This window comes from Emticicia sp. CRIBPO, from assembly GCF_009905725.1.
GTDB lineage: Bacteria > Bacteroidota > Bacteroidia > Cytophagales > Spirosomataceae > Leadbetterella.
Genome location: NZ_JAAAKV010000002.1, coordinates 325,478 through 339,517, shown reverse-complemented (window position 1 = coordinate 339,517; position 14,040 = coordinate 325,478). Strand labels below are relative to the sequence as shown.

Below are 14,040 nucleotides of genomic sequence, written 5' to 3'. Positions count from 1 at the left end.
TTTTTATTTTTTTCTTAGTTTTAGTGAGAGGTTACCGGCCAGAAAAATCGATAAGGTACCTACCACAATAATCATATTGGCATGTAAAGGATTTTTTAAGTAACTGTACTGATCGGGTATGAGGTAAGAGAAGGTCATCCACAGAATTACCAGTATCCCGGTTAAAGTACCCGTAAGAGCGTCTTTATTAGTAACATTTTTACTGATTAAACCGAGTAAAAATAGCCCTAACATACCTCCCGCAAATATTCCCGAGAGCGTCCACCAGACATCCAGAAGACTCTTGATGCCTATCATCGCTATTCCGCAAAGCATGCCGGTCAACCCGACAATGACCGTTGCGATATACAGAATTCTTAAGCTGTTCTTTTCTGTTGACCCAGGATTAAAATACCGCTTGTAAATGTCTTCCGTAAAAACGGTGGCCGAAGCGTTCATACCTGAACTTATCGTACTCATGGCCGCAGACAGAATAGCAGAGACAATCAAACCCAAAAGGCCGGTCGGAATCATGTGCACCATAAAGTGCGGCATCACTTTATCCGCATAATCTGATGGCTTCATGCCTGCTGCGAACCGGATCACTTCAGAATCGTTCAGGGCCAGACCGAGTTGCTCGGAAGCCGCCTGGAGTTTAATGGTCTGCAGCAACTCAGGGTTTTGCATGTAATAGGTGTATAAACACGTTCCTATCACAAAGAACATCAGAGATACCGGAACGTAAATCCAGACACACAGCCATACCGACTTGTTGGCTTCGCCGGGACTGGTGGCGGTATGGTACCGCTGGACGTAGTTCTGGTCCATTCCGAAATTATTCAGGTTGATAAAAAAGCCGTACAGGAGCACAACCCAGAAAGAGGAACTTACAAAATCAAATTCCACGGTCCCGAGACTGAACTTGTGGTCTTCCGATCCCAGTTTGAGAATGTCGCTGAATCCCCCCGGCACTTCTTTGATTACCAGGTAGATAATAATTACAGCCCCCAGGGTCTTCAGAATACCTTGTACTACCTCTGTCCAGATGACGGCTTCAATGCCGCCCATTACTGTGTAAATGACGATGCAGATACCTACTACGACCATGATAGTCACCATGTTGTAGCCTGTAAGGGCCTGTAAGGTCAGTGAAATCCCGAAAAATATAGATCCGATCCGGGCCAGCTGTGTTAATAAGAAACATATGACAGCGTAGGTTCTGGCCCAGGTCCCGAATCGTTTTTCGAGATTGGTATAGGCAGATACTTCCCCGGTGCTCCGGTAAAACGGCACAAAGTATTTAGTGGCAAACCAGGCCGCGAAAGGCATGGAAAGACTGAACGCAAAGGCATTCCAGTTGCCCCCGAAGGCTTTACCGGGCACGCCCAGGAAAGTATTTGAGCTCAGAAATGTCGCATAAATGGATATTCCTATCGCCCAGCCGGGAATTTTGCCGGCTGCTGTTGTAAACTGATCTGCCGATGTATTTTTCCTGGAAAAGTAGATACCCACTAATACCATGGCTATCAGATAGACAATAATAATGGCTATGTCCAATAAGGGTAGATTAGTCATGGGTTAATTGTTTATATCGTTTATATAAAATCTCATACGTTTTTTGTTTTTCAGGATCGGGGACATAGGTTTTTACGGTCTTGGCCGCTATGACCTTTTTAGCTTTCTGAACATCGGGGTAAATACCGCAGGCAGTGGCCGCAAAAATAGTAGAACCCAGAGCACAGGTCTGGTCGCTGTCGGTTACCTGGATTTCAACACCCATAACATCTGCCAGAACCTGAACTACGTACGGCGATTTGTTAGGTATGCCTCCGGTTGCAATCACGTGCTCTATCGGGATATTGAATGTCCTGAAACGCTCCATGATGGCTTTTGAACCAAATGCCGTTGCCTCGACCAGGGCCTTGAAGATGTGTCCGGCCTGTGTAGCCAGGCCAAAACCGTAAGCCGATGCCTGAAGACTGAAATCAGCATCCGGGGTTCTTCTTCCGTTATGATAATCGGTAAATACCAGGTCCGACTCCGTAAGCTCTATTTGAGCGGCTTCAGCAGTGACGTAGTTAAAGAAATCATTGTCAAGCTTATTCTTCAGTTCGGCACTCAGCTGATCGCCGATCATATCCTGCGTAGGTTTTAACATCATTTTCCTGAACCAGTTATAAATATCCCCAAAAGCAGACTGCCCGGCCTCAAAACCAATCATCCCCGGATCAATCGATCCATCTACCTGCCCGCAAATGCCTTCAACCAATGGCGGGTGGTCTGATGCAGGCACTACCAGCATATCGCAGGTGGAGGTGCCAATTACTTTTACCAGGGTATAGGGAGAAATTCCGGCCCCTACTGCCCCATGGTGGGCGTCAATAGCCCCAACAGTAATGATTGTTTCCGGATTAAAACCGAACTTATCGACGAAATATGAAGAAATGGTGTCGAAAACCTCGTCGGATGTATAAGTGTCGGTATAAAACCTGCCGTTCAGTTTTTCAAACGAACCATCCAAAGCCTTTAGAAACTCTGCTGACGGCAAACCTCCTGACTCCCGGTTCCACATGGCTTTATGCCCGGCAGCACAGCGGTTTCTTTTAATGGCTTCGGGTGACTCTGTTCCGGACAGGTATGCCGGAATCCAATCTGATTGTTCCACCCAGCTGTATGCTTTTCTGAACACGTTTTCGTCTGTTCTGTTGATGTACAGAATCTTTGACCAGAACCATTCGGATGAATAGATCCCCCCGCTGTACCGGGTATAATCCACAGCCCATTTTTTTGAAAGAGTATTTATTTCCTCAGCCTCTTTAATGGCGGTATGGTCTTTCCATAGCACAAACATGGCATTGGGGTTTTCTTCAAACTCTTCTGACAAGGCCAGTGGTTGGCACCGCTCATCTACCGCTACAGGTGTGGAGCCTGTGGTATTGGTAGCAATAGCCAGCACATTGGCAGCACTTTCTGTTTCAAAGAGTTTTGTGAATACCTCTTCAATGGACTCCATGTAATCCAGAGGATGCTGACGGTACTGGTCTTTTTCAGGATTGCAGTAGAGTCCGGCCTTCCATCTTTTAAAGTAAGAGATTCCGGAAGCCACTGTTTCCCCCGTTACCGGGTTCAAAAGCAATCCCCGGACTGAATCGGTACCAAAGTCCATTCCTATAACTAACTTTTTTTCCATCGGCTCAGATACCACAAAAGTTTACTTTAATTCCCAGGTTCACTAAAGTTGCGGCCTTGATTTCTGCTGCTTCACGGACGTCAAAGTCTCCGTCGACATAGACCACCTGAATGTGGTTGGCCTTATGCTGGGCCATCATCTGGTCGCGGCTTACCCCGTCCAGAACGCCGTGCATGACAGGCCATTGAGGATCCGTAAGTTTCCAGAGGCGGTCAACTTCAGCATCTGGTAACTCCACGCACCTGCCTGTGCCGATATCGCACCAAAGCTCGTTGTTTTCAATGTAAACTCTGCTCCACACAATTTTTCCGGGCCTGCTTACTCCCCGGAGTGTGCCTCCGCCTTTTCCGAAAAACATAGGCGGCTGACGCATGCTGTCTGCCCCGGCATACCCACCTTTAAAATGCGAGGCAGGGGCTGCTCCCGAAATCAAAAACACCCATACAAACTCGTCTTTCCCGTCTATCGAAAAGGTTTCTCCGTAGCGTAAGTCATGCAGGGTATTGTCTCCGTTGAGTCCAAGGGCTCTCCAGAGATGATAAGTTACGTAGCCGTCTATGCCGGCACATTCATCTACTTCATTAAAATGGGGCAATGCCACTTCCGGATACAGTTCTTTTCCTTTTGTGTCAAATACCGGCGGTCGGTCGGTATTGTTCAGGAGCCCTTCTACCAGGTCACTCGCAGCTGTGAGTTCCTTTAAACCTTGCTGATACTGGATCCCGATCGTGTCGCAGCCAAATTCGTCAGCCAATCTGACGGCCGCAACATACATTTTACACTGTTCCAGCGTCTGTTCCTTAGTCAGTTCATTTACCGGGTCAGTTCCCCAGGCAAAACTCATCCCTTTCTGAAGCATCCAGTCCAGTACCGCATTGGCTTCCTGGTCCGAAACAGTGAGCATCTTTGCATATAAAGTAGACTGGCTTAAACGCTCCTTATAAATACCAAGGGCATGAATGAGGTCATCAGGTACGATGGCATTGAACATGCCCATACAACCCTCATCAAACACACCCATAATTACTTTATCCTCTTTAATTCGCGTAGCTAATTTTTCAGCCACTTCCAGGCCGTTCCCCTGCACTTTACTGATATCAAAGCGATTTACATGAGAATAATCATGTGTGACCTTGCCGGTCTCCAGCCATTCCTTTAGCCCAGCGTTAAAGAAATTGTCGTTAAAATCTTTGCTCCACAGGAAGCTGTACTGCACCCCTGCTTTGGTTAATGAGCCCGTAAGGTTAAGAGCCCCTACCAGGCCGGGATAGGTACCGTCCCAGTTGGCCACCACCAGAATCGGTGCCTGGTGCGAAATAAGTCCTGCCAGAACATGATGACTGTATTGCCATACGCTTTCCGCTACAATTAAAGGCTTTGTTTTATCGATCTCCCTGAAAATCTTGACGCCTACATGTTGATAATCTATAAAACCATGACCTTTTTCCTCGTTGTAAGTATGTGCTCTTTTGATTTCCCATGAGTGTTTAAGCAGGGCTTCTGCCAGGCTTTCTTCCATTTTTTGCTGCATGGGCCAACACTTAAGATTGGCCGACGGTCTGAGGTCGCCGCTGCAGACCAGTAACGCATAATTATCTTCCATTTTTCCTTCTTTACTTTTGTATTACAAAGATGGAGTGCTTTTAGTTGGAATAAATTCCTTAAATTTTCCAATTTATCCAATATATTATCATATTTAATAAAAATGTGACAGGATTTCTTTAATTTCGTACACAACCGTAACCTTAAATTAAAATGATACCTAAATTTCATATTGTTCCCAGGGCCCTGGACAATGCTTTCAGCATTCGTCATGATGTAGTTCCGCAGTTTGGAACCATCTGGCATTATCATCCCGAAATAGAGCTTCACTATCTTATAAAAGGAGAGGGGATCCGGTTTGTGGGCGACAGCATCGGCAATTTTCAACAGGATGACATGATCCTTATGGGCTCAAATCTTCCTCATACCTGGAAAGGCAACAGCTCAAACTCATCGGATAATCATGTGGAAGCCCTGGTGCTTCACTTTCATCCGGAATGCCTGGGAAAGGAATTTCTTAATGTGTATGAAACCCAGGGAATCACGAAACTCTTTGAACAAGCCAAAACCGGGTTGGTCATCAAAGGGAATTCAAAAGAGAAAATCAAGCGGCTCATGTGGAGAATGAACCGGGAGACAGGCCTGAATAAAGTTGTTTATCTGCTCAGAATTTACGCTATTCTACTCGAAAGCAGGGAGTACGAGGCTTTATCTACCAGTGTTGAATACGCAAAGTTCAGTCAGCTGGACGGAAACAGGATGGAAAAAGTGCTTTCATTTACCCTGCAGAATTTCAGGGATAAAATCCTCATTGAAGATGTGGCAAAGCTTACCAACCTGAGTGTAACCTCTTTTTGCCGTTACTTTAAAATGACTTCCAATAAATCCTACTTTGATTTCCTTACAGAAGTCAGGCTCAGCCATGCCTGCAGATTGATCCTCAAGACAGACTTTACGATTCAGCACATTGCCCTGGAGAGTGGTTTTGAAAATACCTCTAATTTTTACAGGCATTTTAAGAACGTCAAAGGAATCACACCCAAAGAATACAAAGCCCGGTTTTTTTCAGAATGATGCACAGTCAGCCGGACTATGCATCATTACTGATTGAGTCTTCACCAGGTTTGGAATGGCCTAGTCCTTCTTGATCATCACCGCTCCCGAGCTGTTATTGTCAATGTCTCCTCTTACCATTGCTTTTATTTCATATTTGGCACCGGTCTCAAACTGAGGAACCTTGAACTGGTACACATTGCCGGTGTGTTCACCGCCCGCTGCTCCGTCGTGAACGTCTTCTGCTACTTTCTGGCCGTTTTTGTAAAGCTCAACTGATTTGATTTCCAGTTTTGTGCCGCCGGTGGTGTATAAGAAGGTGATCTTGTAGCTGCCTGAGGCATCTATTTTTCCGGTAAGGTCAAGGGTCAGCGGGTTAAAGTTTTTACCGGTGACCGTTTCAGGCGTCCATTTCCCAGCCAGAGTACCATATTTTTTAAATTTCTCATTTTCGTCAGGGACAAACAGCGGCAAAGAATACTGGCTTCTGTTTAAGACGATAATCGCCTTAAAATCATTCAAGCTTTTGACACTGAAAGGGCCGGTATAGATCTGTGAATAGGGATTCGGATATGTGCCGTCAACGGTATAGCGGATTTCGGCATTATCAACTACATTCTTTAAAGTGACCTGATAGCCGTCATTTGTCTTTACGGAATTGGCTAATACCGGCTGTGGCAGCCTGAAGCCATAACCTGCATGCTGGTACCTGGCGTAATGCCCCGACATCCTTTTCTGAAAGTCAGCCCAGTCCTGTTTACTCTTTGCGGTCCAAACCACCTCTGCCAGTGCCGAAAGCCTGGGCAGCGTCATGTAATCAGAATATTTTTCAGAGCGGTTCTCGTTCAGCGGGACAAACTCCCTGAGCAGGGTTCCGTGGTTAAACTGATCCGACCAGATGGTGGCTGATGCTCCCAACACCTGGTTTTTATGCTTTGCCTCAATTCCCGCAGGCATCAGATTGAGTTGGTATGTTTTTTCCATCGGAACAAGACCCACCCAGTTGGCCATCTGGACCTCACCGGGTATGGCATTCTCAGCCATATCAAAATATAAAAACTTCGTGAGAGAGAACACCACATCATGACCCATCTCTACGGCTTTTAATGCTTTATCAGGATTATGCCAGACCATGCCGACAGCCTTTTCTTTCAGCCCGTCTTCAATGATTTCATCCCATCCTACAATCGTCCGGTTGTATTTTTTTGTAAAAGCCTGAATCCTGCGATTCATGTACACCTGCAATTCCGATTCGTTTTTCAGGTTCAGCTCTTTCTTTAAATTCTGACAGTCCGGACAGGATTTCCATCGTTCGTAATTGGCCTCATCACCACCTATGTGTATGTAATGCGAAGGGAAAAGCCCGAAAACTTCCGTGAGTACGTCTTGTAGAAAGTCAAAAGTAGAGTGTTTACCGGCACAAAAGATTTCCTTGCTGATGTATTGATTATCCGGTACTTCAAACTGTTGTCCCGTACATCCCAGGTGAGGATAGGCGGCAATGGCAGCCATCGCGTGGGCGGGCATTTCGATTTCCGGAATAACTTCCACATTACGGGCAGCTGCATAAGCCACAATGTCCCTGATGTCATCCTGGGTATAGTAGCCGCCGTTTCGTTTCTCATTTTTTCCACGCCAGGCACCTACTTCGGTGAGTTTCGGATATTTTTTTATCTCAATACGCCAGCCGTTGTCATCCGTGAGGTGGAAATGCAGGGTATTCATTTTATACATGGCCATCATGTCGATGAACCTCTTTACATATTCTGTAGAGAAAAAATAACGGCCTACGTCCAGCATCATGCCCCTCCAGGGGTATTCCGGACTATCCGAAATTTTCACTCCGGGTATCTGCCAGGCTACATTTTTTTGCCTTTCGCGGGAGTAAACAGCGGGAGGGAGTAACTGTAACAGGCTTTGTATTCCGTAAAATAAGCCTGAACCTGTGTTACCTTTTATAGAGACCAGCGATTTGTTTACCTCCAGTTCGTAGGCTTCCCTGTTTTGTTCACCGAGCCTGGCTTTCTGTAAAAAAATGCCGGAAGGTGCAGCACTTGCTTCTTTTATAGTGAAATCATAACCTGTGGCAGGAGATAAAGCCGCTGCCAGCAATTCTGCCTCCTGATGTAAGCCGCTCTGATAATAGATTTTAGTATCCGGCTTTAGTTTGAAACTTTCTGTTGTTGTTTTGACAGATTTCGGCAGAGGAACGATCGTAACCTGTGCCCGTATGACTTGTATGCTGAGTAAAAAAGAGACGGTGAGGAGTGTCTTAAAATACTGCATGAGGTATTTTGTGTTTTTCATGAATTAATAGGTTGAATAAATATGCTCTGCTTACTTCAGGGCTCATTGTCGGTCATGTTTTGCCTTCTGTCAGCAGGGACAGGCAAAAATAAGGAAAAGATGCACAGTGTGCAAAAGATAGTATGCAGGTCAGCGGGCTGGTCGTAATAGACAAAGAGCAAATAGACTAAAAAACCGATGCGATGTTTTTGTCAAAATTCAACGATTTTTTACCACTAGAATGCATCTTTTACCTCTCATTTTTGTAGTATCAATTTTAACCAAAAATTCGAAAAAAATGAAAAAATTACTTGCAGTACTCTTCTTCGCCTCCTCAGGCTTGTATGCCCAAACCACAGATGAATCCATTAAAGCTGTGGTTCTTGCAGAAGCTAAGGCCCTTAAAGCCCATCATCTGGACGAAGTTCGAAAACACTGGTCGTTTGACCCCAGAGATGCAAAGCATACCATCGTGAGTGTGAATCTGCCTGATGGCACTTATACCTCCAGGGTGGGTGCTGATTTTACGAACGACAGCACTTTTCCTCCTGCCATGCCGCTGAGCGTCAGCAATTCCGATTTCCGGATAGCTTCAGCAGGAAACTTCGCAAGTGCTGATTACCAGACCACTTACACAGCCCCCGACGGTAAAACAGTTAAAGCCCATCGCGTGGTACTGCTGCAGAAAGTCGGAAAAGACTGGAAGATAACCGGTATTTCTGAACATTACTATTTGCCAAAATAGGTTGAAAATCAAAATTTTAACTATATTTCGACAAATGTTATAAGTGGTGCAGTTCATTTAACAGTTATTCTGAAAATAGCAGCTATGATTTGCCAACGTTGTCTACCCACCCCGATGCTCAGCCCGTTTATCAAGGAATATCTGGTGCTGCACATGAGATTTGAAAAGAACGCACCTCCTCCCGTAAAGGCGTATCCCGTTAATCCTGAAGAGGGAATGACCTTTGTTATCAGGGGTACCAAAACAGCAGAAACGGTTGAGACAGGACTGTTTGAAGTGCGTCCCAAAACATATCTTTTCGGTTTACCTGACACCCGGCAAAATCTGCACCTTCCCTCTGAATACATGATGGTGCATGTCAGGTTTCAGCCGGGTGCGATTCACAAGTTACTTAGGATACCGATGTATGAACTCTTACATCAGTACATAGAAGCACAATTGATCCTGGGGAGAGAAATAGATGACGTGGAAGATCAACTGGCTCATGCCACGTCGTATGATCAGCTGCCTTATATTCTTGATCGTTATTTTATCAGGAAGGTAAACGGGACCAAATTCAGATTTGAACCTGTCGATAAAATCGGAAGTATCATTTTAGGCAATCCCCAGGGCTTCAATCTTTCACGAACAGCTAGTGATGCCTGTTTGAGTTTCCGTCAGTTTGAAAAACGTTTTGAACGGCAGATAGGAGTAACGCCCAAGTATTTTGCCCGCATATGCCGGTTTTATCAGGCCTATTCAATGAAAGATGCCAACCAGGAATCAGACTGGCTGACTATAGCGGTTAATGCCGGCTACATTGATTATCAGCATATGGTTAAAGACTTCAAGCGTTTTGCAGGCGTAACTCCCAACATGTTAATTCACGAAAGCAACCTGAATCCTGAACGGCAGTTGAAGCTTAATGCCGGATTTGTGGGGTTGTAATCTGTACTTTTAATTAAGTAGGTGGCTCTCGGTTCTGCTATCGTAATTGCTATTTTTTTAATTGCAGCAGAAAGGTTTTGCTTCCGTTGGAAGAGAGCCTGGGGCTTTTTCACTATAGACAACTCCTCACAGGGATTTGTTTTAAAACTCATAATCATGAAATTATTCTACAAAAACCGCAATATCAGTTTATTGTTTGTACTCTTTTTCGGCTTGGCCGTTTATGGTTTTTTCAGGAGCTATTTTAGTTTGTTTCCTGCTTTTAGCGAGCGTATTACCCTACTTACCCACATTCATGGGATTTCGATTACCTTCTGGATGCTTATACTCATCATTCAGCCATTGTTAATCCGGTTCGGGAAACACAGCTTACACCGGCTGATCGGCCGGTACTCATATGCTTATGTGGCTGTCATTTCGTTAATTATGATTTTAACCATCCGTCAGGGATATCTGAAAGGAGTGGGCAGAATGTCCCAGGCTGATCTTCTGGCTTTTCAGTTCGTCCCGGTCAGTGCATTTTTGTGCTTTATTTTGTCGTATGTCTTGGCCATTGTCATCCGTTCGCGGCGGGATGTCCACAAAAGTTACATGATAGTTCATGCCCTTGGTTTGCTTTGGGCAGCTTTCGGCCGACTGGATTATCATTGGCTGGGGGTTCAGACTTTTGAGCAGAGTATTGCAGTTTCCTATTTGCCATCCGCTTTCCTGCTGATACTGATTTTTATGTATGAATGGGTGGTACAAAAAAAGATGAACCGGGTGTATCTGATTGCTTCAGGGGCATTCTTAGCCACACCTTTCCTTTATTACTTTGCTGCGGAGGGCTTTCTGTGGCAGAGAATTGCAAAGATTATTTTTCATACCTGAGTAATTAGCCACAAATTCTTCTGCTCATTTCAGCAGGAATTTTTTAAAGTGCTTCAAAGGGTGGTGACAGGCGTATTTTTTTTGCTATTTCCAATCACTATATTTGTCTGCACTGAAAAAAACATTCTCCCTGAAACTATGCATGAGTTATTGCCTTTTATGCTGGCACTTGTAGTGTTGATCGTATTGATAGAAATGCTGGCCGATAAATTACGGATCGCCTATCCTGTATTGCTGGTGGTGGCGGGTTTGCTGATCAGTTTTGTTCCGGGTTTGCCTCCCCTGCAGATAGATCCCGATATGATCTTCTTTATTTTTTTACCGCCTCTTCTGTTTGAGGCTTCCTGGAGTATCTCTTTTAAGGAAATGAAGAAATGGTGGCGGATCATCAGCAGTTTTGCCTTCCTGGTGGTGTTTTTTTCAGCTTTGGCGGTTGCCCTGTTCACCAATTATCTAATTCCGGGCATTACGCTTGCCATCGGGTTTTTATTGGGTGGCATTGTATCACCACCGGATGCTGTGAGTACAGGAGCCATCATGAAGTTTGTGAAGATCCCCAAATCAATATCGGCCATACTGGAGGGTGAAAGTCTGCTGAATGATGCATCGTCCCTCATTATCTTCAGATTTGCCCTGGCAGCTGTGGGCACGGGTCAGTTTATTTTTCAGACAGCCATCCTTGATTTTTCATGGATGCTGGTTGGGGGTATTGGCATCGGTCTTTTGGGTGGGTGGTTATTTATGTATGCCCACAAAAAATTACCTACAGACGCCCCTTCCGATATTGTGTTTACACTGGTTGAACCATATATCCTTTATTGGGTAGCTGAACAGGTGCACAGCTCAGGTGTACTGGCCGTAGTAACCGGGGGCTTGTTTTTATCTACCAACAGGCTGTCTTTTTTAACCAGTGCCAGCAGGATCATGGGCTTCAGTTTCTGGGAAGCATTGATTTTTATTCTGAACGGCATCGTCTTTATGATCATCGGTCTGGCACTTCCCGGAATTGTAAACGGATTGCAGGCTGACGGCATACCTTTGGGCAGGGCCATTTTCTATGGAGGTCTGGTTACACTTATTCTGATTGCCACGAGGATGATCTCTTCCTATGCAGCCCTGATAGCCACGTTGATATTCAGGCCTAGCGTTGCACCTGGCAGAGGCCAGAGCAGGAGAAGAAGGTGGGGCATGCCGATGTTACTGGGCTGGACAGGGATGAGGGGCGTCGTTTCACTGGCGGCGGCTTTGTCTATTCCACTTACCTTGCCGGGCGGAGAGCCTTTTCCGCACCGGAACCTCATTTTGTTTATTACTTTCATGGTAATCCTGCTTACGCTTTTAATCCAGGGGCTTACGCTTCCGTTTATCATTAAGCGGTCAAATCTTTTTGATTTTTCGGGAGAAATACCTGAGGAGGAAGCAAGACAGAAAGTAAAAAAACACCTGGTGACAGAAACGATACGCATCTTAAAAGAGAAAGATGAAAAGGAACTGGACAAAGACCCGCACTGGCAAAAGATGATACACCAGTGGGAAGATAAAATAAGACATCCGGAGAAAATGAGAATGACAGAAAACTCAAAACAAAACTATCTCGACTTGCTGGAAAAACAGCGTCAGTTTTTATCCGAACTCAACAAAGACCCCGGATTGCCTGAAGAATACATCCGCTGGCAGGTTTACCAGATTGACCTGGAGGAAGAGCGGGTGAGGTTGTTGTGATGGGGTGTAAGGGATAGGCTGTAGGGTTTGTGCTGGTTTGAATTGACTATAAACAAAAAAACTCACTTCGAAAAGAAGTGAGTTTTTTTTAGTGCTCCTGAAGCCGGGCTCGAACCAGCGACCCTTTGATTAACAATCGTAGTTATTATATCTGAGTGACGATATAATTTTGCAGAACTGGTAGTATTCATGTTTCCTAACTAAATAAAAATCAGAGAGTCAATGTTGAGTTCCCTGATTTATAAAATTTACAAAGATTCTTTATTTAAAAACGATACTTTAAAGTCATATTATCAAAGCATTAAATCTTTAAGTACTAATGGGTATAAGACATTCGGCAACGTAATTTTGTGAAAAAAACAGAAAGATGAAAGTAAAATTAATGATTGCAATTTTCGCCGGAATTTCAGTAATGTATAGTTGCAATAAGGAGAAAGTTGCGATATCGGAGACGGTTGTTTACCCGGCCATAGCAGCGGATAAGCACCCTAAAGTACTTACGACAACACCCAATGGCATCACACTAAATAATGGAGGTTATGGATCATCGATGGTGCAGGACCCTACTGATAAGGCTGTGTTTTACCTGCTTACTGATAGGGGCCCGAATGTAGCAGAGGCAGCAACCAACAGTATTATGATTGCAACCCCAGGTTTTGTTCCGCAAATTGGGAAATTTCGTTTAAAAGGAGATTCTCTTACATTGGAGTCAGTTATACTTTTAAAAAATAGTAGTGGTCAAAATCTTAATGGTCTTCCAAATCCGGTAGGTGCCGGATCTACTGGCGAAAGCCCTTTCGATATAAATAATAACCCGCTTTCTCCAAGTGTTGATGGCTTGGACTCAGAAGGAATGGCCATGGCCGCAGATGGTAGTTTCTGGATTAGTGATGAATACGGCCCACATCTGATACATTTTGATAAAACAGGAAAAACAATAGAGAAAATAAATCCATTTTCATCTGGGAGAAAGTTGCCTTTGGTATTGGCAAAACGTCGTCCTAACAGAGGTATGGAAGGGCTTACCATTACACCTGATGGAAAAACGCTTGTAGGTATTATGCAATTTCCTCTTTACAACCCTTCTTCTGCGGCTGTTGCCAATTCATTAGTGATACGTATTGTTACTTTTGACATTACATCGGGTGAAACAAAGCAATTTGTATACATGATGGACAACACAACTTTACAAGCAGTAAGTGAAATAACAGCGATTGACAAAAACAATTTTCTTGTACTGGAAAGAGATGGGTTATTTGCAACTGAAGCCAATAAGGCCACAGTTTTCAAAAAAATATTTAAAATCAGCCTGACAGGTGCAACAGATATTTCAGATGCTGCAAACGGTGTAAATGGAAAGTTATTTGGCGGAAAAACAGTGGAAGAATTGAAAGACGCTGCTACCCTTACAACCAACGGTATTGTACCGGTTACTAAAACATTGATAGCCGACCTTATGAAAGACATACCAACGTTATACCCGCACGACAAAGCAGAAGGCATGGTTATTATTAATCCAACCACAATTGCGGTGTCAAACGATGATGATTTTGGTATTACGGGAGCCAATAAAGTATACCAGAAAAAAACACTTGCAGGCAATGGCCAGGTGGACAGAAACGGTATTTATTTTATAAAACTTACCACTCCTTTATTTTAAAAATTATTTAAATTGTCACGTCCTAAAAAACTGTATCTGTTTTTTAGGACGTGACATCTGATTTTG

Annotated in this window: 10 protein-coding genes; 6 read left to right on the top strand and 4 right to left on the bottom strand. The window is 44.3% G+C overall.

Going from position 1 to position 14,040, the window contains the following annotated elements:
* Positions 1-3: 3 nt before the first annotated feature.
* From GVN16_RS05410 to GVN16_RS05400, 3 genes are read right to left on the bottom strand one after another with little or no spacing between them, the layout of a single operon-like run.
* A complete protein-coding gene (locus GVN16_RS05410) occupies positions 4-1,554 on the bottom strand; it encodes a sodium:solute symporter (RefSeq protein WP_166562826.1) in 1,551 nt (516 codons plus the stop codon).
* Complete coding sequence (locus tag GVN16_RS05405) at positions 1,547-3,169, bottom strand: ribulokinase (protein WP_166562825.1); 1,623 nt, start codon at positions 3,167-3,169, stop codon at positions 1,547-1,549. Before GVN16_RS05405 ends, GVN16_RS05410 begins: the two co-directional genes overlap by 8 nt.
* 4 nt (positions 3,170-3,173) lie before the next feature.
* The gene (locus GVN16_RS05400; protein WP_166562824.1) at positions 3,174-4,772 is read right to left on the bottom strand and encodes a fucose isomerase; all 1,599 of its coding nucleotides are present in this window, start codon (positions 4,770-4,772) and stop codon (positions 3,174-3,176) included.
* Between the two features lie 152 nt (positions 4,773-4,924).
* On the opposite strand from GVN16_RS05400, the gene GVN16_RS05395 reads away from it, so the two are divergent.
* The gene (locus GVN16_RS05395; protein WP_166562823.1) at positions 4,925-5,785 is read left to right on the top strand and encodes an AraC family transcriptional regulator; all 861 of its coding nucleotides are present in this window, start codon (positions 4,925-4,927) and stop codon (positions 5,783-5,785) included.
* A gap of 60 nt (positions 5,786-5,845) precedes the next feature.
* On the opposite strand, the gene GVN16_RS05390 is transcribed toward GVN16_RS05395, so the two are convergent.
* A complete protein-coding gene (locus tag GVN16_RS05390; RefSeq protein WP_166562822.1) occupies positions 5,846-8,071 on the bottom strand; it encodes a beta-N-acetylhexosaminidase in 2,226 nt (741 codons plus the stop codon).
* Positions 8,072-8,348: 277 nt separating this feature from the next.
* Here GVN16_RS05390 and GVN16_RS05385 point away from each other — a divergent pair, with 277 nt between their 5' ends.
* The 5 genes from GVN16_RS05385 to GVN16_RS05365 all read left to right on the top strand — a co-directional run bounded on the left by GVN16_RS05385 (position 8,349) and on the right by GVN16_RS05365 (position 13,974).
* The gene (locus tag GVN16_RS05385; protein WP_166562821.1) at positions 8,349-8,795 is read left to right on the top strand and encodes a hypothetical protein; all 447 of its coding nucleotides are present in this window, start codon (positions 8,349-8,351) and stop codon (positions 8,793-8,795) included.
* Between the two features lie 84 nt (positions 8,796-8,879).
* Positions 8,880-9,722, top strand: a complete 843-nt coding sequence (locus GVN16_RS05380) for a helix-turn-helix domain-containing protein (protein WP_166562820.1) — start codon at positions 8,880-8,882, stop codon at positions 9,720-9,722.
* Between the two features lie 156 nt (positions 9,723-9,878).
* A complete protein-coding gene (locus GVN16_RS05375) occupies positions 9,879-10,592 on the top strand; it encodes a hypothetical protein (RefSeq protein WP_166562819.1) in 714 nt (237 codons plus the stop codon).
* A 138-nt stretch (positions 10,593-10,730) separates the two neighbouring features.
* Positions 10,731-12,314, top strand: coding sequence for a Na+/H+ antiporter (locus tag GVN16_RS05370; protein ID WP_166562818.1), 1,584 nt, complete (start codon positions 10,731-10,733; stop codon positions 12,312-12,314).
* Positions 12,315-12,681: 367 nt separating this feature from the next.
* On the top strand, positions 12,682-13,974 hold the full coding sequence (locus GVN16_RS05365) for an esterase-like activity of phytase family protein (protein ID WP_166562817.1): 1,293 nt from the start codon (positions 12,682-12,684) through the stop codon (positions 13,972-13,974).
* The last annotated feature ends 66 nt before the right edge of the window (positions 13,975-14,040 follow it).

Bases quoted from the DNA above. Each gene is read 5' to 3' on its own strand.
- GVN16_RS05410 (WP_166562826.1), bottom strand. From the start codon at position 1,554: ATGACTAATCTACCCTTATTGGACATAGCCATTATTATTGTCTATCTG.
- GVN16_RS05405 (WP_166562825.1), bottom strand. From the start codon at position 3,169: ATGGAAAAAAAGTTAGTTATAGGAATGGACTTTGGTACCGATTCAGTC.
- GVN16_RS05400 (WP_166562824.1), bottom strand. From the start codon at position 4,772: ATGGAAGATAATTATGCGTTACTGGTCTGCAGCGGCGACCTCAGACCG.
- GVN16_RS05395 (WP_166562823.1), top strand. From the start codon at position 4,925: ATGATACCTAAATTTCATATTGTTCCCAGGGCCCTGGACAATGCTTTC.
- GVN16_RS05390 (WP_166562822.1), bottom strand. From the start codon at position 8,071: ATGAAAAACACAAAATACCTCATGCAGTATTTTAAGACACTCCTCACC.
- GVN16_RS05385 (WP_166562821.1), top strand. From the start codon at position 8,349: ATGAAAAAATTACTTGCAGTACTCTTCTTCGCCTCCTCAGGCTTGTAT.
- GVN16_RS05380 (WP_166562820.1), top strand. From the start codon at position 8,880: ATGATTTGCCAACGTTGTCTACCCACCCCGATGCTCAGCCCGTTTATC.
- GVN16_RS05375 (WP_166562819.1), top strand. From the start codon at position 9,879: ATGAAATTATTCTACAAAAACCGCAATATCAGTTTATTGTTTGTACTC.
- GVN16_RS05370 (WP_166562818.1), top strand. From the start codon at position 10,731: ATGCATGAGTTATTGCCTTTTATGCTGGCACTTGTAGTGTTGATCGTA.
- GVN16_RS05365 (WP_166562817.1), top strand. From the start codon at position 12,682: ATGAAAGTAAAATTAATGATTGCAATTTTCGCCGGAATTTCAGTAATG.